The following is a 26,545-nucleotide window of genomic DNA, read 5'->3' as shown; positions in this document are numbered from 1 at the left end:
TCGATGAGCCTGAGCACGTTGTGGATTGTCCTGCGCGCCCTGCATTTTATTGCGGTGCTATTGCTGGCTGGCAGTGCGTTCTACACGGCTCTGCTGGCACCGCGGCGTTATCGCCCGGTGCTGGCGCAACGTTTACACAAAATTTTAGTCACGACGGCGCTATTGAGTTTGCTCAGTGCGGTGTTAATGCTCGCCACGCAAACCGGTTTGATGAGCGGTGACTGGCACAATGTCGGTGACCTGGAAACCTGGCAGGCGGTTATAGCGACGCGCTTCGGCGCAGTGTGGCGTTGGGAGCTGGGCTTCGCACTGCTGAGCACGCTGGCCTTGCTGATGCGTGGCACACTGCGCCAGCAGCTTTTGCTGGTGAGTGGTCTGTTACAGCTGGTGGCGCTGGCAGGCGTCGGACATGCCGCCATGCGCGATGGTTTACCCGGTTTGCTGCAGCAGATCAATCACGCGCTGCATTTGATTGCTGCTGCGTTCTGGACCGGCGGCTTACTGCCTCTCTTATTGCTAATGCGTGAAGCCCGTCAGATTAGGTATCGCACCGATGCGATTCGCTGCATGATGCGCTTTTCGCGTTATGGGCATCTGGCTGTCGCACTGGCGCTGCTTACCGGGCTGAACAACAGCCTGCTGATTGGCGGCACACCGCTCAATTGGGGCACCACCCTGTGGAGTGCGATGCTGGTGGTCAAAGTGATGCTGGTAATGATGATGGTGGGCATTGCGCTGATCAATCGCTATGTTCTGGTGCCAGGTTTTCGCGTCGCGGGCAGCCACGCGCCGCAGCAGTTTATTCGCCTGACGCAGCTTGAGCTGCTGCTGGCCATTGTTGTTGTCGGATTGGTTAGCGTGTTTGCCACGCTGTCACCGGCCTGAATTGTCATAAATGAAAAATGAGGTCAACATTTTGCTGAAGAAATTGATTCCAGCCTGCATTCTGATGGCGCTGTGCAGCCAGGCGATGGCCGCACAGATTATTACCGTCAGCCGCTTTGAGATTGGCAAAGACAAATGGCCCTTCACCCGCGAAGAGGTGATGCTGACCTGCGAGAAAGACGGCGCGCTGTTTGCCATCAATCCGAGCACCTTGCTGCAGTATCCGCTGAATGATAAAGCCCAAGCACGCGCTGATGCCGGCAAGGGCACACTGCAATCCATCGATACCATCGTGGCGGAAGACAAAGCGCATCCTGGCCAGAAAATGAGCCTGCAACCGATCGTTGATCGCGCGCAGCAATTGTGCGGTAAGTAATCCCTGCAAAATTCGGGCGTAGCGCACAGTTTTGCCGCTACGCTTGCTTTTCCGATGTGTCAGCACGATCACAGAGTTGGCAGCTTCCTGACCGCATCGTGACGGTTGGCTGGAAAATAATCACCCTTGGACTACCTTTAAATGGCAAGGCGAACTCGCCTTCAAAAATGCCAACTTTTAGCGCACGGCTCTCAAAGAGCCATTTCCCTGGACCCGATACAGGAATCGTATTGGGTCTTTTTTTATGTAATTGATTATGATTATAATTTACTCTTCACCCAAGTTTCCCGAAATTTGTCCGAAATCCTTTTATCCGAATCAATTTCATATCCCGCAATCCTAACCCAATCTTTGCGCAAAATACCCGCAAATCGCCCAGTTATTCACCCAATCGCGCCTCGCTTCACGTGCTACATTTCCTCTCAGCAATACGCCAACCCTGCCAGCCCAAACGAGAGTCTTGAGATGTTCAAACCTGCTGTACTGTTCACCACTATCCTGCTGCTCAGCGGCTGTGCGCTGAAGCAATATCCGCAATCACCCAAAGTCAGTGATGAAGAAGCGCAAACCTACAATTGTGCGGCACTGGATCAGGAAATTGCAAAATCCCACAGTGTCCAGCAGCAGATCGACAAAACCGGTGAGTTTGATGCGCTGACGGTGATTGGTTTTATTGGCGACTTTGGCATCGGCAACGGTATCGCGAAGGCTAGCGCCAACAAGCATGCCTCGACACGGTTAAATCAGCTGGAACAATTAAAAGCCGTGCGTTGCAGTCACCCAACGGCGTAATGAATTCAAGCCAGCACGAAAGATGCGGACATTTAACAGCAGCCAGTTAGCGTGAAAAATGGTATAAGAGTGCGCACTGTTTTTAATGCCGATTAAAAAGGATCCTTCATGGCAAATGCGCAATATCTTCTCTGGGTAATGATTGGCACCTTAACGCTGCTGAGCATCTTTATCGGTGTGGTAGTCGGTCGGACGAAAACGCCTCGTGTCGGCTTTGCGACCTTTGCCGGATTGTGGGTATTCTTCCTGCTGGCAATATTCTTTCTCTCGCATTAAAGAACAGCGTTTGCCACACGGCTTGTGTGGCAAATCAGTCAGTTAAGCGGTGTGGCGTAAAGCGGCACGATGTTGAGCAATCAGCGTGTCAGCCAGGTGGCAATCCTCTTCATGTTGCGAGACATAATATTCATAAGGATCGCGCACGCCGAGGCTTTCGATATAATCCAGATGGGCTTGTTTCACTTCGCGGTTAATATACTGCACCAGCTCTAATCCCAACTCATCGGCATAAACCGGCGCTTTGCTTTTTATTTCGCGAATCAAATCCACGTTATTTTGCATAAAAAGCTCCAGATCGATTTTATAATAGTCTTTCATTGCTCACTCCTTAAGAAAATAGTGTCCTTTAAGCCTGGCACATGCTGCTTATTGCGTGTGGCTTAAGATGCCAGCCATTCCGCAACGCCACCATGGCGAGAACAGGTCCCGCGGTGATGGGTGCTGAAACTGTATGACCCATCGCGACACCGAGCGGTTGCGCCATCGGGAACGTCATTATTTTGCGTATGTGCAGGACGATGAATCGATTGTCCTTCGCTGTTGATGTAACTGCCTTGCTCAATCAGTTCAACATGCTTTTTGGCGTGAGTGGGCATGCTGACAAGCAACAGGATAAGTGTGATAACAGAAAGCGTTTTCATATTCTCATAAAGAAGGAAAGAGGATAGGACGTTATCGGCAGGAAGGAAGAAAGCTTAAATAAACATCACTAATGTAAGCGAAGCGTAAAAAAGCAATGATGAGAATGATAGTTAATATCATTTAACTTGTTCGGAATTGTCTGGATTGATAAAGTGATCGCCGTCCCGCACAGAGCTAACGCCTTTAATGAGCGCCGGAGATAAGCGCCGGACGGGACTTTCATCAGGGCTGCAGGACGCAGCCACTGTTGAAACTCATATTGGTTTTCTGGCAGACAGTAAAAACATCATCGGGCGGTCGCGCTCTTCCTCTAAGCCTGGATTCTGTTTTACCTGCTCGTCGTCAGGCCCCCATTCATCAAGATGCACAATCTCGAATCCGGCACCAATCAACGCATTGATCCAACTGGCTAATTTACGGTGCTGCTTCTTCACGCCATCAGCAAACCAATTACTGATGCGCTCACCTTCCTGTTGATAATGGTTGATCGGCCAACTGCGTTGCTGTTGATCATCCACAATCCACTGCTGCTGAAGCGGAGCGGTATAAATAGGGTGTTCGCAGGAGAAGATCAGCATACCGCCAGGTTTTAATGCATCGAACAGGGAGGTGAATAACGGCTCGATGTGACTCAGGTAATGTAATGCCAGTGAGCTGTAGGCAAGATCATAGGTTTTATCGAGCTGCAGAGTGTCTAAATCCGCACGTTGATAGCGAATGTTCGGTGAAGAAGTCATGGCGGTCGCTTGTGCCAGCATCTTTTCTGAAACATCAATCCCCAGGACTTCACGGGCACCATGCTGCTGCGCGTAACGGCAAAACCAGCCGTATCCACAGCCTAAATCAACGACGCGTAAGTCATTCAGATCGGGCAGCATCGCTCGTAATGCGGGCCACTCAGGTGCGCCATCCAATCCTTCCACTGAGCGGGGTAAAGTAGCATAACCGGCAAAGAAGGTGGGGTTATCGTAAATGTTCTGGCTCATATTGGCTCCTTTATATGAATCGAAAGGAGTTTAGGTGTTTAGCGCGACAGGAAACAGCGATTAGCCCACAAACAGCAGATGCACCAAACGCGCCAGCGATTCCAGCAGCAACAGGCTGCCGAGAAATATAAACACCAGTACACCGATAAATTGTTTACGGCTGCTCACCGCTGCTCCCTCCCCTGGCTTCATCTCACCGGACTATACTTTATGCCGGGTTCACTAAACTGCCAGTCAACCGGGAAAGATTACATGTTTTACCAAACGGTGAGTGCCAAAACGTGGCGTAACATTTGGGTGGTCGGTGATTTACATGGTTGCCGCGCTCAACTGGACTCGCAGCTGATTTTGCATGACTTCGACAAAGAGCGAGACCTGCTGCTGTCGGTGGGGGATTTGATCGATCGCGGTCCCGACAGCCCCGGCTGTTTACAACTGTTGCAGGAGCCGTGGTTTCGTTGTGTGCGCGGTAATCATGAACAGATGGCGTTGTCGGCGCTGGAAGGGCAAGACCCTATGCTGTGGATGATGAACGGCGGTGACTGGTTCTGGCAGCTAAAAGGGGCGGATTTAATTGCAGCACGTCATGCGCTGAAACGCTGTGCCGATCTGCCGCTGATTTTGCACCTGGAGTTAGCCGATCGCGTGGTGGTGATCGCCCATGCCGACTATCCAGCCAGCCATTATGAATTGGGTCAGGACGTGGACTGGCATCAGGTGGTGTGGAGCCGCGATCGCCTCGGGCGTCATCATCGCGGCGCTTCCGCCAGTATCGACGGCGCGAGCGATTTCTATTTTGGCCACACGCCGCTGGAACAGCCGCTCAATGTGGCGAACCAGCATTATATCGATACCGGCGCAGTGTTCGGTAATCGCTTAACGCTGATTCAGCTTCAATAGATTTAACGGAACAAACGCCCGTCGCGCACCAGTTCGCGTGGGTAGCTGTTCTTGATGCGGTTACTGACTTTCTTGGCTAATCCCAATGGCTGCTGCTGATAGGTGACAATCACTTCATCGCGAGTTGGTGCAGTTGCAGGATGAATATCCTGGCCGCGATACCAGCTTTCTGCTTCCGTTTCCGTCAATTCGAAATCCAGTGCGCTGCCCGGTTTAGTCAGGGCAACCACCGCTTCATGCTGCCAGCGATAGCCTTTCGGGAAGGTCTCTGCCAGCTTCAGACCGATGCGCGAGAACCGCACTCTGCCGAGCCAGTTTTCCAGCGCAGCCGGGAACAGCCACAGTTCTTTATCACGCTGCCACAACGAATGCTGCTCATCCCACTCGATACCCACCCGTGCTGCCGCCTGTTGCACTTCAGCAACCAGCTTGCGGCTGGCAGGCGAGAAGGGCAGTTTACCCACTTTATAGGTGGGCGCGGGCAGCGCCGTGATGCTGGCCGTTTTGCGCAGGCGTGCGACAAAGAAGCCTTCACTGTCGAAAATCTGTGGGAAGACATGCAGGAAGCCTTCCGGCGTCAATGCACGCTCGGCACCGTCAAACAGGTCGCACAACGGCACGATTTCAACCGCATCGGGATAGCGCTGCAGCAACCAGGCGATCACCTGCTGATTTTCAATCTGGTTCAGCGTGCAGGTGGAGTAGATCAACGTACCGCCAGGTTGTAATGCATGGAATGCACTGTCGATCAGGTCACGCTGGGTTGCGGCAATCTCTTCAGTGCTGGCCAGTGTCCAGTTACGCAGGGCGTCGGCATCTTTACGCACCACACCTTCGCCGGAGCAGGGCGCATCCAGCAGGATGGCATCAAACTGCTCAGGTAGGGCGGCACCAAACACACGACCATCAAAGTGCGTCAGCGCCACATTGCTGACGCCACAGCGGCTGATATTGGCATGCAGCACTTTAACGCGGCTGGCTGAATATTCATTGGCGAGAATCGCGCCTTCGTTGCGCATCAACGCGGCCATTTGCGTGGTTTTGGAACCGGGTGCAGCGGCCACATCCATCACCTTACGTGCTTCTGGCGCGGCATCAAACAACGCGGTGACCGGCAGCATTGAGCTGGCTTCCTGAATGTAGAACAAACCGCTCAGGTGCTCGGCCACACTGCCCAGCGGCAATGTCTCATCTTCCCGCTCGATCCAGAATCCTTCGGCGCACCAGGGGACCGGCGTTAAGCGCCAGCCATAATGCGCGGTGCGTGCTAAAAACGCCTCCACACTGATTTTCAACGTATTGACGCGCAGGCTGCGGCGCAGCGGCTGCTGGCTAATCGCCAGGAAACGCTGCAGTTCATTTTCGTCAGCCAGGCTGGTGCGCATCAGCGCAAGGAAATCTTCAGGAAAGCGATCGGACACGGACATTTACCGGGGTATCAAATTTAGCGCGAAGTGTAACACGTGCAAATAAAACGGGCAGCCCGCAGGCTGCCCGATTGCTTAATTGGGATCCGGAATCGCCGTTCCCCAACTGCGCCACTCTTTCGGCGCTTCATCCTGCAACAGGAAGTGTTTATCAGCACCGGCCTGAGGCGCCAGCGGCACCGTCGGCGGTGTGGCAAACTGAATGCCGCCACGAATGAACTGCTGGAAGGTACCGGTTTTCACTACCCCACCAATCAGACCGAAGTCGAGGTTATAGCCAGACGCCAGCCAGAACACGGAGTTATTACGCACCAGATGCTGATACTTCTTGCTGATGCGCAGCGCGATCTGTACGCGATCCGCCATGTTGCCCAGCGAGGTACCGGTTACCGTACCCACTTCTACCCCACGGAACAGCACCGGGGTACCCAACGACAGCGAACCGGCTTCGGTAGCATCAACATAAATGTTGAGTCCGTTGAGGTAACGCGAATCGGTGATGGTACTCTCCTGCAACTCAAAAGTACGTGCCTGAGCCCCTTTGCCGGGATCAACATTGAGGTAAGGCTGCAGCAAGGTCTCCAGATGATTAACACCCGCTGGCGAAATTTCCGGTGAGACCACCGAGAAGCGACTGCCGATACGCGCAAAGTCCTGCACATACTCGGGATAAAGCACCGCTTTCGCCACCACCTGATTATTGTCTTTACTCAATGCCAGTGATTCGACCTGGCCAACATTAATGCCGAGGTAACGAATCGGCATGCCCGCAGCCAGCTTGCTGGCATCAAAGGTATGCAAGGTGATCTGGCTGCCGACTGCACGCGCTGCCGTTTCTGAGGCATAGAGTACGCGTTTCACGCCTTTCGCCGCTTGCGCGCCAGTGAGGTTATCGAAACTGATCGCCCCTTTCAGCGCGCGGTTGAGCGGCGAAGCCTGCACCGTTAAACCGCTGCCGTTAAGTTGCACTTTCGCACCACCTTCGGCCCAGAATACGCTCTCGCTGGTCAGCAATTTGCGGTATTGCGGCTCAATGTGGATGGAAATCTCAAAGGCATCGGCGCGCGGCACCACGTCCACCACTTCACCCACCTGGAATTTACGATACAGCACCACTGAACCGGCCTGCACATCTGGCAAGCTGTTGGCGGTCAGTTTCAGTGTGGTTGGCGGCTGGTCACCGATAATCCCTTCCTGCGCACGTTCAGCATCGGCATATAAAGGATAACGGGCGGAAGGATTGCCTTTCGCACCCGGCACCAGACGTATGCCGCCGTCTACCCATTCACGGGCACTGGCACCCAGCACCTGCATTCCATCGAGACCAAACTTCACGTCGAGACGACTATTCACAATGAATTTGCTGTCCGCGTGCACCAGATGGCGATATTCCGGATTGATGGCCACCGCAAAGCTAATGCCATTCTCATCCAGTTGGCGCGAAATGACCTGCCCAATCTTCATGCCGTACAGCATCACCGGCTGACCGCCATCAATACCGTAGGTTTCCGGCGCGCTGAGTTTTACCGTCAGAACATCCGGTTTTTGCAGCAGGGTTTCGCTGGCAGGCAGCACGGTAAAGTGATCCTGCGCGGGACCTTCGCCCGGTACCAGTTCGAAGGTGTTACCGGTCAGCAAGCTGCTGAGATTGGTGTCGGTCAGGCTCAGTTTGGGCGCCCGCATTTCAATGCGGGTACCGCTGCGCATCAGGCTCGTCACCGAAGGATCCACGGTGAGTTCGCCGGTGACTTTGCCGCCCGGCAACAGATTAAGTTTGGTCAAGGTACCGACTTCCAGACCCTGGTACATCAGTGGCGTGCTATTCGCTTTGAGGTTATCGCCGCTCGGTAAATCCAGACTGATCTGCACGCCACGCTGGCTGCGCGCCAGATCGGGGTAGAGCTGATAGTTTTCGTCGCTGTTAGCCTGCTGACCTTCTTCCGGAGAATCAAAGGCAATCGCCCCATTCACCAGCGCGGCCAGGCTTTCCAGCTTCACTTTGGCACCGCTCAGACTGACGTCAGCGTCTACGCCGGACACGTTCCAGAAGCGGCTCTGCTTTTTCACCAGATTGACGAAACGACGCTCAATCAGTACGTCGACCGTGACGCCATCAGTATTACCGTTGATGCTGTAGTCATACACGCGTCCCACCGGGATTTTGCGGTAGTAGACCAGCGACCCGGTGTTCAGCGAACCCAAATCGGGAGAGTGCAGATGGATCAGCAATTCCCCGGTGTTAACGCGATATTTCGGTTGGGTATCCAGCGCGGTGAAGTGCTCACGCGGATTGCCGCCGCCCGGCATCATGCCGATATAGTTACCGCCCACCAGCGCATCCAGTCCAGAAACACCTGCCAGCGAGGCTTTCGGCGTCACCAGCCAGAACTGCGTATTGTCCTTCAGAGCGTCACGCATATCGCTCTTGATACTGGCCTTGATCTGGATGCTGTGATAATCATCGCTCAGCACAATACCTTGCACCGTTCCCACTTCCACGCCCTGATAACGAATAGGCGTGCGGCCTGGCACAATGCCGTCCGCAGTCTGGAAGTTGATGGTAATTGTGGTACCGCGCTCCTGGTAATTGGTCCATAACAGCCAGCCAGCAATCAGCAGGGCAATAATGGGCAATAGCCAGAACGGCGAAATCTTGCGTTTGTTACGCAGGTTGGCGCTAGTCGGTGTAGTCGGCGTTTCCTGTTGCATGTGCATCCCAGATCAGGCGGCTATCAAGCCACTCTACAGCCATAATGGTCAGGATGACTGCCGCGCCAAAGTAGAAGGCGGCAGGTCCCATGGTAAAAGCCAGCAGTTGATCGCGATTCACCAATGACATGGTGACCGCAATCACGAACAGATCCAGCATCGACCAGCGTCCCACCCAGGTGATGGCACGCAGCAGTCGAATGCGGGTTTTTAAGCCCTGTTCACACTTAAAATGGATGCTGACCAGCAAAGTCAGCATCACTAACACTTTGGTAAACGGCACCAGGATACTGGCGATAAATACCACCGCCGCCACCGGGATGTTGCCGGAAGCCAGACCCAGAATACCGGAGAAGATCGTATCTTCACGGCGTGCGCCATTAACGTAAACTACTGAAATCGGCAGCAGATTAGCGGGGATCAGTAGCACAATCGAAGCGATCAGCGCGGCCCAGGATTTCTGCAAACTGTGGCGACGACGGAAATCGAGCGGGGTGTGACAACGTGTACAACGTCCGCGATCGTCCGGCATGCCGGTTTGATGACAGTTCAGACACACCTGCCACTGTTCCGGAGGTGTGGTGGGTACAGCCTGTGGATAATAGTGCTCCCACAGCTCTTCCACGTTGAGATGAATCAGCGTCAGCAGGCTCAGCACCGTCAGCGCGATATAGGCCACCAGGCCATAGCCGACTTCCAGCGCGGCGTAATCCTGCACCTTTATAGAGGCGACCGCCACACCGACCAGATAGATATCCAGCATCACCCACTCTTTGAGCTTCTCCAGCATCAGCAACACCGGACGCAGGTTCATCCCGAGGGCGTTGCCAATCCATAAATAGCAGATGCCCGCGACTAAGGTTACCGGTGCACCAATGGTACAAAACGCCACCATCGAGGCCGTCAGCACGTTGCCCTGCTGCGCCATCTGGATCACGCCTTCAACCAGGCTGGCGTTGATGCGCATGCCGAGCAAGCGAATATCCACCAACGGGAGGCTGAAGGCGAAGGGCATCAACACGATCATGGTCACGGCCATTACGGTGAGTCGCGTCATTGACCAATCGCGGCCACTTTGAATTTTTGCATGACAGCGCGGGCAATGCGCCGACTGATGCGATTTCACATCCGGTAAGGAAAAAAGGGTATCGCATTGCGGACAACGCTGATAACGTGCGTGGGGCAACGTCTGGCTGATAGCGTGAATTTTCATAGGTGACGCAAGTGGCCCATCGTTCGTTACGTTTACCGGCATGCTGTTCAGAGCATTCTGACTGCAATAGGGAGTGGTACAAGAATAGTCTTAACCACCGACTGCTAAGGGTATAGTAACTAACACAATGATTCACCTGATGGGGCTGGATTATTAGTGCTTATTTTAACAACTGAGTGACAACAAGCTCACGACAGTGACGAGTTATGGTTAAACAATGAACAAAAAAGCCTTTTACGAGGATTTAAATCGCGATGTCCGTGCACTGTTAGCGGGCGAAACCTCTTTCCTGGCAGCACTGGGTAATTGCAGTGCGCTGTTGTTTGAACGCCTGGAAGGCGTGAACTGGGCAGGATTCTACTTGCTCACCGAGCCAAATACGCTGGTGCTGGGCCCGTTCCAGGGCAAAATTGCCTGCGTACGCATTCCGGTGGGCAAAGGGGTTTGTGGCACAGCGATTGCAGAGGATAAAGTACAGCTCGTTGAGGATGTGCATGCGTTCCCTGGTCATATCGCGTGTGATGCGGCCAGCAACGCTGAAATCGTGATTCCTCTGAAAGTGAATGGCACCGTTGTCGGTGTGCTAGACATTGATAGTACGGTTTATTCTCGCTTTGATAGTGAGGATGAAGCGGGGCTGGTGGCCCTTACCGACGGGCTTTGTGAAGTGCTGGCGGGCAGTGACATCGAAAAATTTATTCAACTGTCACGCAGCTAATCGACTGGATCACATAGCATTTGGCGATGTTGTCATTATAATGTCGCCTGTTCATGCCTGCTCTGGTCGGCAAACCCGTAGTAATCAGGAAATTTCATGGAAAATCAACCTAAGTTGAATAGCAGTAAAGAAGTGATCGCCTTTTTGGCGGAACGTTTTCCGCAATGTTTTAGCGCCGAAGGTGAAGCGCGTCCGCTTAAAATCGGTATCTTCCAGGATCTGGTTGAGCGCGTTCAGGGTGAAAACAGCCTGAGCAAGACGCAACTGCGTTCAGCCTTGCGCCTTTATACCTCAAGCTGGCGTTACCTGTACGGCATTAAAGCGGGTGCAATCCGTGTTGATCTCGATGGCAACGCCTGTGGCGTGCTGGACGAACAACACGTTGAACATGCGCGCAAGCAGCTGGAAGAAGCCAAAGCGCGCGTTCAGGCGCAGCGCGATCAGCAAAAAGCGAAGAAACGCGAAGCCGGTGAAGAGACCGCTGAGCGTCGTCCTCGTAAACCTGCTCCTCGCAAAGCGGCTGAAGGCGAAGCACCTCGCAAGCCTCGTCCACAGGCACCGCGTGCCGCATCAGCAGAACGTCCTGCTGCACCGCGCCCACCGCGAGCTAAACCTGTCACTGATACCTCAACTTTGCAACCCGGCCAGAACATCAAAGTTAAAGCAGGCAAAAGTGCAATGGACGCCACCATTCTTGAAATCACCAAGGATGGCGTTCGGGTGCAGCTCGCTTCCGGCATGGCAATGATTGTGCGCGCAGAACACTTGCAGTTCTGAAACGGAGGCTGACCTCGGCATGAACAACATTCTAAAGATCGGTATGATCGCGGGCCTGCTGTTAGCAGGCCCCACCTTTGGCGCAGATAACATTACCCGCGCCGACCAGATTCCACAGTTACATGAAGACCCGCAGCATCCTACCGTCAGTGAACGCGTCACTTCGCGTTTCACCCGTTCTCACTATCGCCAGTTCGATCTGAATCAGGATTTCTCTGCGAAAATTTTTGATCGCTACCTGAATCTGCTCGACTACAACCATAACGTGTTGTTGGCTTCAGATATCGCGCAATACGCCGATAAGAAAACCACGTTGGGTGATGAACTGCGCAGCGGTAAGCTGGATGTGTTCTACGATCTCTACAATCTGGCGCAGAAACGCCGCTTCGAGCGCTATCAATATGCGCTGAGTGTGCTGAATCGCCCGATGAGTTTCACCGGCAATGACACTATCGACATTGACCGTGCAAAATCACCCTGGCCGAAAAACAGCGATGAGCTGAACGCGCTGTGGGATGCCAAAGTCAAATATGACGAGCTGAGCCTGAAACTGGCCGGTAAAGATGACAAAGAGATTCGTGAAACGCTGACTAAGCGTTACAACTTTGCCATTCGTCGCCTGGCGCAGAGCAACAGTGAAGATGTGTTCCAGCTGGCGATGACCGCCTTTGCGCACGAAATCGACCCGCACACCAACTATCTTTCACCGCGTAACACCGAACAGTTCAACACCGAGATGAGCCTGTCGCTGGAAGGTATCGGTGCCGTGCTGCAGATGGACGATGATTATACGGTCATCAACTCCATGGTGGCTGGCGGACCGGCCGCGAAGAGCAAATCCATCAGCGTGGGCGACCGCATTGTCGGTGTTGCCCAGCCAGGTAAGCCAATGGAAGATGTGATTGGCTGGCGTCTGGATGATGTGGTGTCCAAAATCAAAGGACCGAAAGGCAGCAAAGTGCGCCTGGAAATCCTGCCTGCTGGCAAGGGCACCAAAACCCGCACCGTGACACTGACGCGTGAAAAGATCCGTCTTGAAGATCGCGCGGTGAAAGGCACCGTACATAATGTCGGTAAAGAGAAAGTCGGCGTACTGGATATTCCAGGCTTCTACGTTGGCCTGACTGACGATGTGAAAGTGCAGCTGCAAAAACTGCAGAAGCAGAACGTCGACAGCATCGTGATTGATTTGCGTACCAACGGCGGCGGTGCGCTCACCGAAGCCGTATCACTGTCGGGTCTGTTTATTCCAAGTGGCCCAGTGGTGCAGGTGCGTGACAACAACGGTCGCGTGCGCCAGGACAGCGATAACGACGGTATCGTTTATTACAAAGGTCCGCTGGTGGTGCTGGTCGATCGTTTCAGTGCTTCCGCATCTGAAATCTTTGCCGCTGCGATGCAGGATTACGGTCGTGCGCTGATTGTGGGTGAACCGACCTTTGGTAAAGGCACCGTGCAGCAGTATCGTTCGCTCAACCGCATCTATGATCAGATGCTGCGTCCTGAATGGCCGGCGCTGGGCTCAGTGCAATACACCATCCAGAAGTTCTATCGCATTAACGGTGGCAGTACTCAGCGTAAAGGCGTCACGCCGGACCTGCTGATGCCAACTGGCGTAGAAGCGGCGGAAACCGGTGAGAAGTTCGAGGACAACGCGCTGCCATGGGATAGCGTGAATGCCGCGACATACACCAAAACCGGTGATATCACCGCGCTGGTACCGCAGCTGACCAAAGAGCACGCCGATCGTATCGCTAAAGATCGCGAGTTCCAGTACATCATGAAAGATATTGCGCGCTTTGACGCGATGAAAGATAAACGCAATATTGTGTCGCTCAATCTTGCTCAACGTGAGAAAGAGAACCACGAAGATGACGCACTGCGTCTGGAACGCATTAACGCGCGCTACCAGGCGGAAGGCAAAGCCCCGCTGAAGAGCATTGAAGATTTGCCGAAAGACTACAAAGAGCCAGACCCGTATCTGGACGAAACCGTGAAAATTGCCAATGACATGGCGCAGCTGGAGAAAGCCCAGCCTGCCGAAGGCGCGAAATAAATTTTCGCTGAATAAAAGCACCGCTCCGGCGGTGTTTTTTTTGCACCAAAGATATTGTTCATTGTGGCTAATGGGCAGAATTGCGCACATCATTACCAAATGTAAAGTTATGTCTTTTTAGACACTTAAAGATTAAGGTTGCTTGAAAACCTGCGCAATGGACATAGGATGTATATCCGCGCATGAGCGCGAGCACAACTGAGGAAGATTAACGTTTATGATGCGTATTGCGCTTTTCCTGGTCACCAACCTGGCGGTGATGTTGGTATTCGGACTGATTCTGAGTCTGACAGGAATTCAGTCAAGCAGTGTTCAGGGTCTGATGATTATGGCAGGTCTGTTTGGCTTTGGCGGTGCGTTTGTTTCACTGCTGATGTCTAAATGGATGGCGTTGCGCTCCGTCGGCGGTGAAGTGATTCAACAACCCCGTAACGAGACAGAACGCTGGCTGATGGATACCGTCAGTCGCCAGGCTCAACAGTCCGGCATTGCGATGCCGCAAGTGGCGATCTATCACGCACCAGATATTAATGCCTTTGCTACCGGTGCACGTCGTGACGCCTCACTGGTTGCGGTCTCGACCGGCTTGCTGCAGAACATGAGCCGTGATGAAGCGGAAGCGGTGCTGGCGCACGAAATCGCCCACATCGCTAACGGTGACATGATCACCATGACGCTGATTCAGGGTGTGGTGAACACCTTCGTGATCTTCATTTCGCGTATTATCGCGCAGGTAGCATCGGGCTTCCTGTCGGGTAACCGTGACGGTGAAGAGAGCAGCAACGGTAACCCGCTGGTCTATTTTGCGGTCGCGACCGTGCTGGAACTGGTGTTCGGCATTCTCGCCAGCATCATCACCATGTGGTTCTCACGTCACCGTGAATTCCACGCGGATGCAGGTTCAGCCAAACTGGTGGGCCGCGAGAAGATGATTGCCGCTCTGCAGCGTTTGAAAACCAGCTACGAGCCGCAGGAGCCAAGCAGCATGATGGCATTCTGCATTAACGGCAAAAGCAAATCGTTGAGCGAATTGTTTATGTCGCATCCGCCGCTCGATAAGCGTATCGAAGCGCTGCGTAACGGTGACTATCTGAAATAATGGTTTGGCTGTTGCAATAAACAAAGGTGCCCAATTGGGCACCTTTGTTGTTTTATGACTTCACCGTCTGACTCGATTGCGTCATCCGAGACATACTGACGACGGCTGCCACTGTGGCGAAACTACCTGCCAGAACCAGTGATGCATGTGTTCCGCTGTCGTTAAACAGATTGAACATCAATGCAACCAATGCTGCACCGCTGCTCTGACCGACCAAACGCGCCGTCCCTAACATACCGCTGGCGCCACCGCTGCGATGACGCGGGGCAGAGGAGATAATCGTGTGATTATTTGGAGACTGGAACAGGCCAAAGCCCGCACCGCAAAGCATCATTCGCCAGATAATATCAATATCGGTGGGTTGTGAAGGCAGCAGTGCCAGTAAGAACAGACCCGCCGCAAACATTGCCAGCCCCAGGCCACCCAATAATCCCGCATGGACTTTCTCAATCAACCGGCCAGCAATGGGTGCCAGCACCATGGTGGCCAGCGGCCAGGGTGTGAGCAGCAACCCGGTTGCCACTTCATCCCTTCCCAGCACGTTTTGCAGGAAGAATGGCAGCGAAACCATAGCCAGCATCTGCGCACAGAACGAGCAAATCGAAGTGCACATCGACAACGAAAAAATGGGGATGCGCAGCAAATCCACCGGCAGAAGCGGCACTGGCATCGCCAACTGGCGACGAACAAACACCACGCCCACCAACACCAGTGCGACGACTTCCGCCAGAATCAGCCAGTGATCCTGCCCCTGTGAGAACCCGCTGAGGGCCGATATGAGCAGGCCAAAGAACAGGGCGTTCATGATGGCACTGGGAACATCGAATTTCTGCTGTTTAGCTTTCAGCGTGTTATCTGGCAGAAAACGCAGCGCCAGCCACAGTGCCACAATGCCCTGCGGCACGTTGATCAGGAATAACCATTTCCAGCTGGCGATGGAGAGAATCGCGGCTGCCACCGTTGGGCCCGCAGCGCTCGACACCGCGACGATCAGCGAGTTAATCGCCATACCGCGGCCGAGAAAACGCTGCGGATAGATAATACGAATCAGCGCTGTGTTCACACTCATCAGTGCCGCGCCGCCAAAACCCTGCAGGATACGCGCCACGGTAAGCATATTGAGTGAAGAGGAGAGGGCGCAGAACAGTGAAGTGGCAATAAACAACGCCAGCCCTACCTGATAAACACGGCGATAACCCAGCATATCGCCCAGAAAGGAGAGCGACAGTAACGAGATAACAATGGCGATTTGGTAGGCGTTAACAATCCAGATTGATTCCGCCGGACTGGCATTCAGTTCGCGTGCAATGGTGGGTAACGCAACGTTAGCAATGGCACCATCCAGCACTGCCATCATGATGCCTAACGCAATAGTGATAATCGCGCCGTACCGCTGCGGAACAGGTAATCCATCCTGAGAGACTGTAGGGGACATAAATGAAATAAATGAAGGAAGTGAATATCATCATGCTAATCAATTTTGTGACGGAAAGCACCGCATTCATTGACAAAAAATTACGAAGGAATGTGTCGCTGCATGCCAGTCGTTGCCGCCGTTGGGCTGAAACGCATATACTGGCGCTTCTGTTCCGTTTTTTTTGAAACACCGTCAAAAAAGGATACGCGCAATGGCGAGCAGTGATAACGATAAACAGCCAGACTCCGTCTCTTCGGTAATGAAAGTGTTCGGCATTTTGCAGGCGTTAGGCGAAGATCGTGATCATGGTATCACCGAGCTGTCGCAACGCGTGATGATGTCAAAAAGCACGGTTTACCGCTTTCTGCAAACCATGAAATCATTGGGTTACGTAGCGCAGGAAGGGGAAAGTGAAAAATATTCGCTGACGCTCAAGCTGTTTGAATTGGGTGCCAGGGCACTACAAAACGTCGACCTGATTCGTAGTGCCGATGTCGAAATGCGAGAACTGTCGCGTTTGACCAAAGAAACTATCCACCTGGGTGCGCTGGAAGAAGACAGCATTGTCTATATCCATAAAATTGATTCGCTGTATAACCTGCGCATGTACTCGCGCATCGGGCGTCGTAACCCGCTGCATACCACCGCCATCGGTAAAGTGTTACTGGCATGGCGCGATCGCACTGAAGTTCAGGCAATCCTGAGCGAAGTCGAGTTTCGTCGCAGTACCGCCAACACCATCGTCAGTGCTGAAGCGCTGCTTGAAGTATTAGATCAGGTAAAAGTGCAGGGTTTCGGTGAAGATAATGAAGAGCAGGAAGAGGGCTTACGCTGTATCGCTGTGCCGGTTTTCGACCGCTTCGGCGTGGTGATCGCGGGATTGAGCATCTCGTTCCCGACAATCCGATTCTCTGAAGAAGCAAAAAACGAGTATGTGGCGATGCTGCATCGTGCCGCGCGCAATATTTCCGACCAGTTGGGTTACCACGACTACCCATTCTGAATAGCAGAACGGGCTGTCGCCAGCCCGTTTGAGTCACTAATTATCTACCACTTCGCCACTTTTCTTCAACAGTGGACAATCGGTGACACCCACAATACCGCTGTCGGTATGCAGATATTGCGCGGTGATCATGCCGCGTGCAGTGAGATAGCTACACTGTAAGCCCAGTCCAGCGGCGTTTTTGTTGCTTCCGGTCAGTACGCCATAGCCGGTAAACAGCATCCCTAACCAGACCACTGCCACCACGATTATCGCCCGAATGAATAGTTTCATTTTATCTCCTTGTGATACACAACGCAGCTATCCTGAAGTCGCTGCGATTTCTATAGTAGCAGCATGACGCGTCCTGCTCATGAAATCGATCAGAGATAACTGAAAGCCATCAAGATGCGGGATAATCTGCTTTCCACCGGCAACCATTATCTTTTCCGCACACAACGAGTAGAATCAGCGGCGGTGTAAGTGTTTTATGTTTGACAATAGAGGCAGTTATGAACGAGTTAGCCGCAAATACCAGTCCGCTGTTCAGTTATGGTGTACTGGCCATCATTATTGTTGTGGCCTTGATAGCCTGGTTCTTCGTTAACCGGGCCAGCATGCGCGCCAGTGAACAGATTCGTTTGCTGGAAGCACTGCTGGAAGAGCAGAAAAAACAGAATGCATTGTTGCGCCGCCTGGCGGATGCTCAACCTGCCACAGCAAAACAGCAGGAGGAAGAAGACGCCGTAAAACAGCGCGACTTCATCCGTATGATTCCAGAACGTTAAACACATGATGGAGCAGTAATGGCCTGGCAAAATCCCTGGTACGACGCAACGCTGGCGCATCACACGCCAGAAGGTTTCCGCAATCCGGAACCGGAATTGCGCCAGCCAGGGGATTTGCAGCGCTGGCGGCGGGAGCGCAAAGCGGACCATTTGCCGCTGCCGCCTCAGGCCGGTTATCCGGCATTCATTGCCCGCTGGTATCAGGAAAGCGATCTGGGCGGTGATGACGATCGCGTCTGGTGGTTAGGTCATGCCGCCGTGTTGATGCGGCTCAATCGCCGCTATATTCTCATCGATCCGGCACTCTCTCTGCGTGCTTCACCTCTGCCGTTTGCTGGACCACAGCGTAAAACGCCCGCTCCGCTCCATATTGCACAGTTGCCACATCTCGACGTGGTACTGATTTCGCACAATCACTACGACCATCTCGATCGACCTACGGTAAAGCGCATCGCACGTCATTTCCCGGATGCGCAATTTGTTGTGCCGCTGGGTATGGGAACCTGGTGCCGCAAACGTGGCGTGCGCCATGTCACCGAACGCGACTGGTGGCAATCCATTGATATCGCAGGAGTGACGTTGACTGCCGTACCCGCGCGGCACTGGAGCATGCGAACTTTCTGGGATCGTAATCGCTCACTGTGGTGTGGCTGGGTGGTGCGAAACCAGAGTGTGAATTTTTGGTTTTCAGGTGACAGTGGCTATAGCGAAAACCTGTTAGAAATTGCTGAACGTCTTGGGCCCTTTAATCTTGCCGCGTTGCCCATTGGCGCTTATGCACCAAAATGGTTCATGCGCGGTCAACATATGGACCCCGATCAGGCGGTGCGTTTATGGCAGGCGATAGGGCGTCCGTTAACGCTGCCGATCCACTGGGGGGTGTTTGAACTGGCGGATGATCCTTTAGATGAACCCCCTGCCGCTTTGGCGCAAGCAATGCAATCCGCGGGAGAATTGGACTCACGCTTTATGCCATGGAGAATAGGCACCAGCCAAAGCTTGCAGAATAGCGATTCAGATGTGTCCTAAGCCCGATTTGTTAAATCAAGTGTCGCAGTGCGTTTTTTTAACATATAATTGTAGAGTCGTTAGTTAAAAATAAGATAACCGCCAAAACGAGCGTGCATATATTTGGGGCAAGAGCGCTTATATTTTCCTGATTTTGGTGCAAAACAATTAATGACTTGTACTTAATAAATCGGGTTGTACAAGTTTTGCTCAGCGCACGAATGTTGCATTCCACGTTAATTTTTTGGCGAAATATTTTATCAATGCCATATTAATGCAATACTTCTTGCGTAGCCTTGACCGCTTTAATTGTGCTGGTTTAGATTGCGTCGCTACGCTTGACTAATGTAAGTACTGGCGCTAACTACTCTGACATATAACATTTTTTTGTGCAGTTATTCCGTCATCTGTCAATATGCTAATGGCAGAAGAGTGCAGAGCAACGGCCAATTATGTGCGTCATGTCGATCACCGTTTAAAAATGGCTTGCCATTAATTTGCGGATATGTGATAACGACTCTTGGGTCAAACGAGGTACAGTTCTGTTTATGTATGGCATCTTCAGTAAAGAAGTTACGAGTAAAGACGTTGACGTTGAATTCCGCTTCCTTGCCGAACCTTAAATTAGTGCCTCATTCAGTAACGTCTCTGGTTTATCTGTAAGACTGCCTTCGGGCAATATAAACAATCAAAGGAATTTGCAAAAATGGCAAAGATTAAAGGTCAGGTTAAGTGGTTCAACGAGTCTAAAGGTTTTGGTTTCATTACTCCTGCTGACGGCAGCAAAGACGTGTTCGTACACTTCTCTGCAATCCAGGGTAACGGCTTCAAAACTCTGGCTGAAGGCCAGGCTGTTGAGTTCGAAATTCAGGACGGCCAGAAAGGTCCAGCTGCAGTAAACGTTACTGCTATCTGATTTCGTTCTCAGACTCGGTGCCATGCGCCGCTGACACGAATTGTAAAGCCCTGGTCTCTGACCGGGGCTTTTCTTTTATCCTTTCTGTTGCCAGACGATCAGGGTAAACTGCGCGCGAATCGTGAACCCGGAGTTGTCTATGTCTTTGATTTGCCCCCTTTGCCAGCAACATTTGCACCAGCAAGCCAACAGCTTCCGCTGCGATGCAGGTCACCAATTCGATCAGGCTAAAGAAGGGTACGTTAATTTATTGCCGGTGCAGCATAAAGGCTCAAAGGAACCGGGTGACAGTGCGGAAATGCTGCTGGCACGTCGCGCATTTCTTGATGCCGGCCACTATCAGCCATTGCGCGATGCAGTGGCGCAACATCTGGCACAGCGCCTGAATGGCCAGGCGGCACAGGTATTGGATATTGGCTGTGGCGAGGGTTACTACACCGCAGTAATGGCAGAAGCCCTTCCGCAGGCGCAGTTGTTTGGCCTGGATGTGGCGAAAGCGGCGATTCGCATGGCGGCTAAACGTTATCGCACGGTGAAGTTCTGTGTCGCCTCCAGCCAGCGTTTACCCTTTGCTGATGCATCGCTGGAGGGCATTGTGCGCATCTATGCTCCCTGTAATGAAACCGAACTGAACCGGGTGGTGAAAACGGGCGGCTATCTGCTGACGGTGACGCCGGGCCCACATCATCTGCAGCAGTTCAAGGCGTTGATTTATCGTGAAGTGCAGCTGCACGCGGCAGAAGAAAAGGCTTACGAAGGTTTTAGCCAGGTTGAGCAACACAATCTGCGTTATGAGATGACGTTAAATGGGGCCGAAGCGGTGAGCTTGCTGCAGATGACGCCTTTTGCCTGGCGCGCGCGCGAAGAAGTCTGGCAACAGCTGGTGGCAGCCGATAGCTTTAGCTGCGATGCCGACTTCATGCTGACGCTATGGCAGCGCACTTAACGCGCTTCCACCAGCGTATTGTAGATACGTTCCAGGTCGTCGAGCTGTTGCACTGCAATCAGCAGGCGACGCTGTTCCAGCTGCATGACTAAAATGCCATCCTCAGATAAGTTCATACTTTGAATGCGACGATAGTCGATCCACACGCTGCCGAAGAACAGTCCCTCTGTCTTCATCAACAATTTCGGCGTGCGTAGCCAGAATAGCCAGATCGCCATAAAGCATAACACCATCAGCAGCGTGGTGGTGAGTTGGGGACCATGGTTGCTGACGTTATTCCACAGCAAAATCAGCAGTAACACGATAAAAATGCCGCTGTCGATCTTATGGCGACGACGCAGCGCGACACGCAATTTGGTCGGCCCCTTGCGCCGTGGCAGGATAGCGTCATCGTAAATCGCGAACAGGGCGAAAGCGATGATCAGCAGGGCAATCAGAGCGTCAGTCAGTGACATTACATTTTCTTCCTCAACCGAATTTACCTCAACGTTGGCGCTCAGGTAACTTCGCTGAAAACTGCCGGGAGCCGTAGCCCCCGGCGAGATGATTACAGACCGAGCAGGCCGATCCAGTAACCAAAGATACCCAGGGCAAAGAAGCCCACGATAATCCACAGTGCGTTAACTTTACGGCGCAGCAGCCACATACAGCCGAAGGTCAGCAGCAGCGGGATTAAGCCCGGCATCAGCTGATCGAGGATCGATTGAACGGTGGTCACGGTGGTTTTGCCGGTGTGATCGGTAATGCGCGACACCACAAGCGGCACGTTCACGTGTGTCCACTTGTTGACCAGCGCCCCCATGACAAACAGGCCGAGAATCGACGCCCCCTCCGTGAGTTTTTGCAGGAAGCCGCCACCCATATCGCTGACGATATCCACGCCTTTGCGATACCCATACGCCACACCGTAATAACGCGTCAGCATACGCACGGCGTTAAACAGAATGAAGAACAGCAGGGGACCGAGCAAGCTGCCGCTCATCGCGATACCGGCACCGAGTGCAGCAAACACCGGGCGAACGGTACCCCAGAAGATCGGGTCACCCACCCCCGCCAGCGGTCCCATCAGGCCGACTTTGATGCCGTTAATCGCGGCATCATCAATCGCCGCGCCGTTAGCACGCTGCTCTTCCATCGCCATGGTAACGCCGAGCACCGGTGCTGCCACGTATGGATGGGTATTAAAGAACTCCAGATGGCGTTTAATCGCCTGTTTACGATCGTCATTGTTCTCAGGATAGAGGCGACGAATCACCGGCACCATTGAGAAGCAGAAGCCCAGCGCCTGCATACGTTCAAAGTTCCATGAACCCTGAAACAGGTTAGAGCGGATGAACACACCACGGACATCGCTCGGGGTGAGTTTCTTTTGCGTGTTAGTTGTATCAACCATGATTTCACCTGTTCCTAGTCGAGTTCGTTGTCGAGGTCATTGTGTGCAGGACCGGCAGCGGCCGCGCCTGCTGTACGGTTATATTTCGGCGCCAGCTGGATATACAGCACCGCCATGACCACACCAATCACGCCCAGAGCAACCAGGTTGAAGTTGGTGAAGGCCGCCGTCACAAAGCCCAGATAGAAGAACGGCATCAGGTAGCCTGCGCGCATCATGTTGATGACCATCGCGTAACCGACCACCACGATCATGCCACCGGCGATGTTCAGACCGTTGGTGACCACTTCTGGAATGGAGCTCAACAGTTCCTGTACCACGCTGGTACCCACTGAAATCGCCACAATCAGGGCTGGAATTGCAATACGCATCGCCTGCAATACCAGTGCAGAGACGTGAATCCAGCTGATGGCGCTCAGATTACCTTTCTCGGCGGCCTTATCGGCAGCGTGCTGGAAGGCAACGGTGATGGTACGGACGATGATGGTCAGAACCTGACCGGCTGCCGCCAGTGGAATTGCCAGTGCGATACCCGCACCAACGCTTTGGCCACCCGCGATAACCAGGATGGTTGAAATGATGGAGGCCAGTGCCGCATCGGGTGCAACCGCCGCACCGATGTTCATCCAGCCCAGCGCGATCATTTCCAGCGTACCACCGATGATGATACCGGTTTTCATGTCACCCAGAACCGCACCAATCAAGGTACAGGCCACCAGTGGACGGTGGAACTGGAACTCATCAAGAATCGAACCCATCCCGGCAATACAAGCCACAATAAATATCAGGATGATTTGTAGCGTGGTTATTTCCATTGCTTTTCTCCTCAGCAAGGTCTCAAGTATTCGCCCGCCAGCGCAGGCAAAAGCGAACTACTGATTGACCTTGGCAATCAGGTCCATCATTTTCAGTCTTGGGTCGTTTGAAACTTTACGCACTTCCAACTCAATACCGCGTTCATTCAGTTTACGGAAGGCTTCAATGTCCTTCTGATCGACCGAAACTGCGTTGTTGACCTGGGTTTTACCCTGTTTGAATGCCATGCCGCCGATGTTGACCGACTTGATATCCACGCCTTGTTCCACAATCCGTTCCACATCGGTAGGATTGGTGAACAGCAGCATCACGCGGTCACGGCCATATTTCGGGTTGTTCCACACGCGGATCATCTTGGCAATATCCACCACGTGTGCGGTCACGCCAGGAGGGGCCACCTGCGTCAGCAGCGTTTTACGCACATGGTCATTAGCCACTTCATCACTGACGACGATGATGCGAGTCACGTTGGTCTCTTTGGTCCAGCGGGTTGCCACCTGGCCGTGAATTAAACGGTCATCGATGCGCGCCAGGCCGATCTTCATGTGCTCGCCCGGTGCCAAAGGCTTTTGCGGTTGCGCCGGGGCTTGTGCGGCAACGGGTGCTACAGCTTCCGGGGTAGGGGTTTCGGTCTTGAGGGCTTTGACACCTTCGCGGCCGGCTTCCACGGCAATATGAATCAATTCCTCAAAGGATGGATTATCATCGCGCCCCATCAGGGTTTCCACCAGCATCGGGATGTTCACCCCGGCGATGACGTCATAATCCGGCTTATCCACCACAATGCGGCTGGCCGCGTTGAATGGACTGCCGCCCCAGGTATCCACCAGGAACAGCACGCCTTTCGACGTGTCGAGTTCTGCCAGTCTCGCCTGATACTTTTCGATTAGCGTTTCTGCATTTTCGCCGGGCACGAAATCAATCCATCCGACATTTTCCTGCTCACCCAACAACATTTCTGCTGTTTTAAGCAGCTGTTCTGCCGCCCAGCCATGTGTACCAATTACAATAGCAATGGTCACTTGCTACCTCCGTTCGCATGAGAGATTCTCTGGCATTGCCGGGAATCATTGAGAATTACCGTTGTTGATTCAGGTGGATCGTTTGGGTCTAAGATGAAGAGTCGCATCAATAAATGTTCCGAAACTGTCCGCTGCACAGCAGTAAGGTCGCGATTTATTTTAGTGTGCGAAAAAATAATTTATGTGATGTTTGTCAGCTATTTCGAGCGTAACGCTGCAAAATTGCATTTATGTTCGTTATTCCTGCGTTTGTGCAGTTGTTTGTAAATGTAATAAAATTTTTTGACGTTGTTGATGTAACTGATACATTAGCGTTCTGTTTAATATTCAGGAGTATCGGGCTTCAGCTCACCTATATGGACCGTCACCGACGTCGCTCAACATGTTCTCAGCGCTTTCTGGCGCACACTACAACGCTCTTCAGCGTGACCTCATTTGCTAACGATCTCTCGTCTCGCTTCACCGCGCAGGCTCAATCTCGTTCGCCCCTCTGTGTTGTAAGGAGTCATTGATGGAATTTCTCTTCGACCCCTCAATTTGGGCGGGTTTGCTAACGCTGATCGTGCTGGAGATCGTTCTCGGCATCGACAACCTGGTGTTCATCGCCATCCTGGCGGACAAGTTGCCACCGAAACAGCGTGATAAAGCGCGTCTGATCGGTCTGTCACTCGCTCTCGTGATGCGATTGGGCCTGCTGTCGCTGATATCCTGGATCGTGACATTGACGCGACCCCTATTCAGCGTAGGCGATTTCAGTTTTTCCGGGCGAGATTTAATTCTGTTGTTCGGTGGTTTGTTCCTGTTATTCAAGGGAACCATGGAACTGCATGAGCGGTTGGAAAACCGCGGCATGGAACATCAGGGCAACAAAGGTTATGCCAGCTTTTGGGCCGTGGTGATCCAGATTGTGGTGCTGGACGCGGTATTCTCGCTTGATGCGGTGATTACCGCAGTGGGTATGGTCAACCATCTGCCGGTGATGATGACCGCCGTGGTGATTGCCATGGGTGTGATGCTGTTGGCTTCGAAGCCGTTGACCAACTTCGTCAATGCCCATCCGACAGTCGTGGTGCTGTGCTTAAGCTTCCTGCTGATGATCGGTTTGTCATTGGTGGCGGAAGGCTTCGGTTTCCACATTCCGAAAGGCTATCTGTACGCCGCAATTGGCTTCTCGATTGTGATTGAGCTGTTCAACCAAATTGCGCGTCGTAACTTTATTCGCCATCAGGAACATCGGCCGATGCGAGAACGTACGGCTGAAGCGATCTTGCGCCTGATGGGCGGTCGCCAGCGTCATCAGCCGGTGACCACTGAAGAAGCTTCGCTGACGCAGGCGATGCCACAGGAAGCATTTAAAGACGAAGAGCGTTATATGATCAACGGCGTGTTGACGCTGTCACAGCGCTCCATTCGTAGCATCATGACGCCACGCGGCAATATCTCATGGGTTGATGCTGAACGTCCGGTGGATGAAATCCGTATTCAGCTCCTCGACACGCCGCACAGTTTGTTCCCGGTATGTCGCGGTGAGCTGGATGAGATCATCGGCGTGGTGCGTGCTAAAGAACTGCTGGTGGCGCTGGAGCATGGTATGGACGTGGCGACGTTTGCTGCTACCACTCCGGCGATAGTGGTGCCTGAAACGCTGGATCCGATCAACCTGCTGGGCGTACTGCGCCGCGCTAAAGGCAGCTTTGTCATCGTCACCAACGAATTTGGTGTGGTGCAAGGTTTGATTACCCCACTGGACGTGCTGGAAGCGATTGCCGGTGAGTTCCCGGATGAAGATGAAACGCCCGATATTATCGTGGATGGTGATGGCTGGTTAGTGAAGGGCGGTACCGATCTGCACTCACTGCAGCAGTTGCTCGACCACCATGAGCTGGTGGATCGGGAAGAAGATCATGCCTCGCTGGCGGGTCTGTTGATTGCCCAGAAAGGCCAACTGCCGCAGCCTGGTGAGATCATCGACCTGCCGCCCCTGCATTTCCAAATCATTGAGGCTACGGATTATCGTATCGACCTGGTGCGCGTAACCAAAGATAAGCCGCATGAAGATGAAGAGCATGAGGCGTAAGGGCTAAGTTAATTGTCATCGAAAAGGCCGATATCCACGATATCGGCCTTTTTTATTTCTGTGACCCGTCCTAAATAGCGTTGGCACATTTTACTCACTCACTTAGGAAGATGTGATTAAGCAGTATGTGTTTCGCCCTGAATGGCGTTGACACCTTCCACACTTTCTCTGAGGAATAGGTCATGAACGAGTATGTTAAACGCTCCACGCGATTGACCTAATCCAGGTACAGCGTTGTACAGACCGCAAAAATGCCACATGAAGCCGGTAAAGGGGGATGAGGAGTAAAGCGTACGCCGCAGGGATGCGGTGTCCGAGGCT

At 53.0% G+C, this 26,545-nt stretch carries 28 protein-coding genes; 16 read left to right on the top strand and 12 right to left on the bottom strand.

Translation table 11 applies throughout. From position 1 onward, the window contains the following. The first annotated feature begins 3 nt into the window (after window positions 1-3). The 4 genes from copD to AC6I8L_RS10900 all read left to right on the top strand — a co-directional run bounded on the left by copD (window position 4) and on the right by AC6I8L_RS10900 (window position 2,329). On the top strand, window positions 4-885 hold the full coding sequence (gene copD / locus AC6I8L_RS10915) for a copper homeostasis membrane protein CopD (RefSeq protein WP_058960174.1): 882 nt from the start codon (window positions 4-6) through the stop codon (window positions 883-885). Window positions 886-913: 28 nt separating this feature from the next. Then, a complete protein-coding gene (locus AC6I8L_RS10910; protein WP_034828876.1) occupies window positions 914-1,261 on the top strand; it encodes a YebY family protein in 348 nt (115 codons plus the stop codon). Window positions 1,262-1,726: 465 nt separating this feature from the next. Continuing rightward, window positions 1,727-2,053: a hypothetical protein gene (locus tag AC6I8L_RS10905; protein WP_058960173.1), complete on the top strand. Its 327-nt coding sequence runs from the start codon at window positions 1,727-1,729 to the stop codon at window positions 2,051-2,053. Between the two features lie 108 nt (window positions 2,054-2,161). Next, window positions 2,162-2,329: a hypothetical protein gene (locus AC6I8L_RS10900; protein ID WP_166932300.1), complete on the top strand. Its 168-nt coding sequence runs from the start codon at window positions 2,162-2,164 to the stop codon at window positions 2,327-2,329. 42 nt (window positions 2,330-2,371) lie between these two features. Here the strand turns inward: AC6I8L_RS10900 and AC6I8L_RS10895 are convergent, their stop codons facing one another. The 3 genes from AC6I8L_RS10895 to AC6I8L_RS10885 all read right to left on the bottom strand — a co-directional run bounded on the left by AC6I8L_RS10895 (window position 2,372) and on the right by AC6I8L_RS10885 (window position 3,960). Then, window positions 2,372-2,650: a hypothetical protein gene (locus AC6I8L_RS10895; protein WP_058960172.1), complete on the bottom strand. Its 279-nt coding sequence runs from the start codon at window positions 2,648-2,650 to the stop codon at window positions 2,372-2,374. A gap of 62 nt (window positions 2,651-2,712) precedes the next feature. Further along, window positions 2,713-2,928, bottom strand: a complete 216-nt coding sequence (locus tag AC6I8L_RS10890; protein WP_236699731.1) for a DUF3761 domain-containing protein — start codon at window positions 2,926-2,928, stop codon at window positions 2,713-2,715. A 300-nt stretch (window positions 2,929-3,228) separates the two neighbouring features. Continuing rightward, window positions 3,229-3,960 (bottom strand): class I SAM-dependent methyltransferase, encoded by a 732-nt coding sequence (locus AC6I8L_RS10885; protein ID WP_058960171.1) that lies wholly within the window; start codon window positions 3,958-3,960, stop codon window positions 3,229-3,231. A gap of 252 nt (window positions 3,961-4,212) precedes the next feature. Here AC6I8L_RS10885 and AC6I8L_RS10880 point away from each other — a divergent pair, with 252 nt between their 5' ends. Continuing rightward, window positions 4,213-4,860: a metallophosphoesterase gene (locus AC6I8L_RS10880; RefSeq protein ID WP_058960170.1), complete on the top strand. Its 648-nt coding sequence runs from the start codon at window positions 4,213-4,215 to the stop codon at window positions 4,858-4,860. Between the two features lie 2 nt (window positions 4,861-4,862). Here the strand turns inward: AC6I8L_RS10880 and rsmF are convergent, their stop codons facing one another. The 3 genes from rsmF to yebS all read right to left on the bottom strand — a co-directional run bounded on the left by rsmF (window position 4,863) and on the right by yebS (window position 10,209). Beyond that, the gene (gene rsmF / locus AC6I8L_RS10875; protein WP_058960169.1) at window positions 4,863-6,287 is read right to left on the bottom strand and encodes a 16S rRNA (cytosine(1407)-C(5))-methyltransferase RsmF; all 1,425 of its coding nucleotides are present in this window, start codon (window positions 6,285-6,287) and stop codon (window positions 4,863-4,865) included. A 75-nt stretch (window positions 6,288-6,362) separates the two neighbouring features. Continuing rightward, window positions 6,363-8,996, bottom strand: coding sequence for a PqiB family protein (locus AC6I8L_RS10870; RefSeq protein ID WP_058960168.1), 2,634 nt, complete (start codon window positions 8,994-8,996; stop codon window positions 6,363-6,365). After that, window positions 8,965-10,209 carry a membrane integrity lipid transport subunit YebS gene (gene yebS / locus AC6I8L_RS10865; protein ID WP_097116874.1) on the bottom strand — a complete coding sequence of 415 codons (1,245 nt, stop codon included), beginning with the start codon at window positions 10,207-10,209 and terminating at the stop codon, window positions 8,965-8,967. Before yebS ends, AC6I8L_RS10870 begins: the two co-directional genes overlap by 32 nt. Window positions 10,210-10,426: 217 nt before the next feature. On the opposite strand from yebS, the gene AC6I8L_RS10860 reads away from it, so the two are divergent. From AC6I8L_RS10860 to htpX, 4 genes are all read left to right on the top strand, one after another. Continuing rightward, window positions 10,427-10,927: a GAF domain-containing protein gene (locus tag AC6I8L_RS10860; protein ID WP_038646557.1), complete on the top strand. Its 501-nt coding sequence runs from the start codon at window positions 10,427-10,429 to the stop codon at window positions 10,925-10,927. Window positions 10,928-11,023: 96 nt separating this feature from the next. After that, window positions 11,024-11,704, top strand: coding sequence for an RNA chaperone ProQ (gene proQ / locus AC6I8L_RS10855; RefSeq protein ID WP_034828699.1), 681 nt, complete (start codon window positions 11,024-11,026; stop codon window positions 11,702-11,704). A gap of 19 nt (window positions 11,705-11,723) precedes the next feature. Continuing rightward, window positions 11,724-13,760, top strand: coding sequence for a carboxy terminal-processing peptidase (gene prc / locus AC6I8L_RS10850; RefSeq protein ID WP_058960167.1), 2,037 nt, complete (start codon window positions 11,724-11,726; stop codon window positions 13,758-13,760). Window positions 13,761-13,977: 217 nt separating this feature from the next. Continuing rightward, window positions 13,978-14,859, top strand: coding sequence for a protease HtpX (gene htpX, locus AC6I8L_RS10845; RefSeq protein ID WP_038646563.1), 882 nt, complete (start codon window positions 13,978-13,980; stop codon window positions 14,857-14,859). Between the two features lie 52 nt (window positions 14,860-14,911). On the opposite strand, the gene AC6I8L_RS10840 is transcribed toward htpX, so the two are convergent. Next, window positions 14,912-16,294 (bottom strand): MFS transporter, encoded by a 1,383-nt coding sequence (locus AC6I8L_RS10840; RefSeq protein WP_058960166.1) that lies wholly within the window; start codon window positions 16,292-16,294, stop codon window positions 14,912-14,914. A gap of 193 nt (window positions 16,295-16,487) precedes the next feature. Here AC6I8L_RS10840 and kdgR point away from each other — a divergent pair, with 193 nt between their 5' ends. Then, window positions 16,488-17,279 carry a DNA-binding transcriptional regulator KdgR gene (kdgR, locus tag AC6I8L_RS10835; RefSeq protein WP_034828705.1) on the top strand — a complete coding sequence of 264 codons (792 nt, stop codon included), beginning with the start codon at window positions 16,488-16,490 and terminating at the stop codon, window positions 17,277-17,279. Window positions 17,280-17,315: 36 nt separating this feature from the next. On the opposite strand, the gene AC6I8L_RS10830 is transcribed toward kdgR, so the two are convergent. Further along, window positions 17,316-17,552, bottom strand: coding sequence for a YobH family protein (locus AC6I8L_RS10830; protein ID WP_034828706.1), 237 nt, complete (start codon window positions 17,550-17,552; stop codon window positions 17,316-17,318). A 218-nt stretch (window positions 17,553-17,770) separates the two neighbouring features. Between AC6I8L_RS10830 and AC6I8L_RS10825 the strand changes: the two genes are divergently transcribed. The 5 genes from AC6I8L_RS10825 (at window position 17,771) to rlmA (ending at window position 20,916) form a co-directional block, all read left to right on the top strand. Then, window positions 17,771-18,046 carry a YebO family protein gene (locus tag AC6I8L_RS10825; RefSeq protein WP_058960164.1) on the top strand — a complete coding sequence of 92 codons (276 nt, stop codon included), beginning with the start codon at window positions 17,771-17,773 and terminating at the stop codon, window positions 18,044-18,046. An 18-nt stretch (window positions 18,047-18,064) separates the two neighbouring features. Then, window positions 18,065-19,075: an MBL fold metallo-hydrolase gene (locus AC6I8L_RS10820; protein WP_058960163.1), complete on the top strand. Its 1,011-nt coding sequence runs from the start codon at window positions 18,065-18,067 to the stop codon at window positions 19,073-19,075. A 527-nt stretch (window positions 19,076-19,602) separates the two neighbouring features. Next, window positions 19,603-19,677, top strand: coding sequence for a DUF2627 domain-containing protein (locus AC6I8L_RS10815; RefSeq protein WP_128599124.1), 75 nt, complete (start codon window positions 19,603-19,605; stop codon window positions 19,675-19,677). Window positions 19,678-19,760: 83 nt separating this feature from the next. Continuing rightward, window positions 19,761-19,970: a transcription antiterminator/RNA stability regulator CspE gene (gene cspE, locus AC6I8L_RS10810; protein ID WP_034828712.1), complete on the top strand. Its 210-nt coding sequence runs from the start codon at window positions 19,761-19,763 to the stop codon at window positions 19,968-19,970. Between the two features lie 139 nt (window positions 19,971-20,109). Further along, the gene (gene rlmA, locus AC6I8L_RS10805; RefSeq protein WP_058960162.1) at window positions 20,110-20,916 is read left to right on the top strand and encodes a 23S rRNA (guanine(745)-N(1))-methyltransferase; all 807 of its coding nucleotides are present in this window, start codon (window positions 20,110-20,112) and stop codon (window positions 20,914-20,916) included. Here rlmA and AC6I8L_RS10800 read toward each other — a convergent pair. The 4 genes from AC6I8L_RS10800 to manX all read right to left on the bottom strand — a co-directional run bounded on the left by AC6I8L_RS10800 (window position 20,913) and on the right by manX (window position 24,147). Further along, window positions 20,913-21,371, bottom strand: a complete 459-nt coding sequence (locus tag AC6I8L_RS10800) for a DUF986 family protein (protein ID WP_058960161.1) — start codon at window positions 21,369-21,371, stop codon at window positions 20,913-20,915. The two genes, rlmA and AC6I8L_RS10800, sit on opposite strands and share 4 nt — an antisense overlap. Window positions 21,372-21,463: 92 nt before the next feature. Continuing rightward, entirely contained in the window at window positions 21,464-22,309 is an 846-nt protein-coding gene (locus AC6I8L_RS10795) for a PTS mannose transporter subunit IID (RefSeq protein ID WP_038646579.1), read from the bottom strand. Between the two features lie 14 nt (window positions 22,310-22,323). Beyond that, complete coding sequence (locus tag AC6I8L_RS10790) at window positions 22,324-23,124, bottom strand: PTS mannose/fructose/sorbose transporter subunit IIC (protein ID WP_034828717.1); 801 nt, start codon at window positions 23,122-23,124, stop codon at window positions 22,324-22,326. Between the two features lie 57 nt (window positions 23,125-23,181). Then, the gene (manX, locus tag AC6I8L_RS10785; protein WP_058960160.1) at window positions 23,182-24,147 is read right to left on the bottom strand and encodes a PTS mannose transporter subunit IIAB; all 966 of its coding nucleotides are present in this window, start codon (window positions 24,145-24,147) and stop codon (window positions 23,182-23,184) included. 511 nt (window positions 24,148-24,658) lie between these two features. Here manX and AC6I8L_RS10780 point away from each other — a divergent pair. Next, on the top strand, window positions 24,659-26,224 hold the full coding sequence (locus AC6I8L_RS10780) for a TerC family protein (protein WP_058960159.1): 1,566 nt from the start codon (window positions 24,659-24,661) through the stop codon (window positions 26,222-26,224). Window positions 26,225-26,545: the final 321 nt, after the last annotated feature.

The organism is Type-E symbiont of Plautia stali (genome assembly GCF_059731115.1).
The sequence above is the reverse complement of the archived record's forward strand: the minus strand, read 5'-3'. Positions and strand labels throughout refer to the sequence as shown.

What these genes read in the sequence shown, in the direction of transcription:
- copD (WP_058960174.1), top strand. Translation starts at nt 4, where the DNA reads ATGAGCCTGAGCACGTTGTGGATTGTCCTGCGCGCCCTGCATTTTATT.
- AC6I8L_RS10905 (WP_058960173.1), top strand. Translation starts at nt 1,727, where the DNA reads ATGTTCAAACCTGCTGTACTGTTCACCACTATCCTGCTGCTCAGCGGC.
- AC6I8L_RS10900 (WP_166932300.1), top strand. Translation starts at nt 2,162, where the DNA reads ATGGCAAATGCGCAATATCTTCTCTGGGTAATGATTGGCACCTTAACG.
- AC6I8L_RS10895 (WP_058960172.1), bottom strand. Translation starts at nt 2,650, where the DNA reads ATGAAAGACTATTATAAAATCGATCTGGAGCTTTTTATGCAAAATAAC.
- AC6I8L_RS10890 (WP_236699731.1), bottom strand. Translation starts at nt 2,928, where the DNA reads ATGCCCACTCACGCCAAAAAGCATGTTGAACTGATTGAGCAAGGCAGT.
- AC6I8L_RS10885 (WP_058960171.1), bottom strand. Translation starts at nt 3,960, where the DNA reads ATGAGCCAGAACATTTACGATAACCCCACCTTCTTTGCCGGTTATGCT.
- AC6I8L_RS10880 (WP_058960170.1), top strand. Translation starts at nt 4,213, where the DNA reads ATGTTTTACCAAACGGTGAGTGCCAAAACGTGGCGTAACATTTGGGTG.
- rsmF (WP_058960169.1), bottom strand. Translation starts at nt 6,287, where the DNA reads ATGTCCGTGTCCGATCGCTTTCCTGAAGATTTCCTTGCGCTGATGCGC.
- AC6I8L_RS10870 (WP_058960168.1), bottom strand. Translation starts at nt 8,996, where the DNA reads ATGCAACAGGAAACGCCGACTACACCGACTAGCGCCAACCTGCGTAAC.
- yebS (WP_097116874.1), bottom strand. Translation starts at nt 10,209, where the DNA reads ATGAAAATTCACGCTATCAGCCAGACGTTGCCCCACGCACGTTATCAG.
- AC6I8L_RS10860 (WP_038646557.1), top strand. Translation starts at nt 10,427, where the DNA reads ATGAACAAAAAAGCCTTTTACGAGGATTTAAATCGCGATGTCCGTGCA.
- proQ (WP_034828699.1), top strand. Translation starts at nt 11,024, where the DNA reads ATGGAAAATCAACCTAAGTTGAATAGCAGTAAAGAAGTGATCGCCTTT.
- prc (WP_058960167.1), top strand. Translation starts at nt 11,724, where the DNA reads ATGAACAACATTCTAAAGATCGGTATGATCGCGGGCCTGCTGTTAGCA.
- htpX (WP_038646563.1), top strand. Translation starts at nt 13,978, where the DNA reads ATGATGCGTATTGCGCTTTTCCTGGTCACCAACCTGGCGGTGATGTTG.
- AC6I8L_RS10840 (WP_058960166.1), bottom strand. Translation starts at nt 16,294, where the DNA reads ATGTCCCCTACAGTCTCTCAGGATGGATTACCTGTTCCGCAGCGGTAC.
- kdgR (WP_034828705.1), top strand. Translation starts at nt 16,488, where the DNA reads ATGGCGAGCAGTGATAACGATAAACAGCCAGACTCCGTCTCTTCGGTA.
- AC6I8L_RS10830 (WP_034828706.1), bottom strand. Translation starts at nt 17,552, where the DNA reads ATGAAACTATTCATTCGGGCGATAATCGTGGTGGCAGTGGTCTGGTTA.
- AC6I8L_RS10825 (WP_058960164.1), top strand. Translation starts at nt 17,771, where the DNA reads ATGAACGAGTTAGCCGCAAATACCAGTCCGCTGTTCAGTTATGGTGTA.
- AC6I8L_RS10820 (WP_058960163.1), top strand. Translation starts at nt 18,065, where the DNA reads ATGGCCTGGCAAAATCCCTGGTACGACGCAACGCTGGCGCATCACACG.
- cspE (WP_034828712.1), top strand. Translation starts at nt 19,761, where the DNA reads ATGGCAAAGATTAAAGGTCAGGTTAAGTGGTTCAACGAGTCTAAAGGT.
- rlmA (WP_058960162.1), top strand. Translation starts at nt 20,110, where the DNA reads ATGTCTTTGATTTGCCCCCTTTGCCAGCAACATTTGCACCAGCAAGCC.
- AC6I8L_RS10800 (WP_058960161.1), bottom strand. Translation starts at nt 21,371, where the DNA reads ATGTCACTGACTGACGCTCTGATTGCCCTGCTGATCATCGCTTTCGCC.
- AC6I8L_RS10795 (WP_038646579.1), bottom strand. Translation starts at nt 22,309, where the DNA reads ATGGTTGATACAACTAACACGCAAAAGAAACTCACCCCGAGCGATGTC.
- AC6I8L_RS10790 (WP_034828717.1), bottom strand. Translation starts at nt 23,124, where the DNA reads ATGGAAATAACCACGCTACAAATCATCCTGATATTTATTGTGGCTTGT.
- AC6I8L_RS10780 (WP_058960159.1), top strand. Translation starts at nt 24,659, where the DNA reads ATGGAATTTCTCTTCGACCCCTCAATTTGGGCGGGTTTGCTAACGCTG.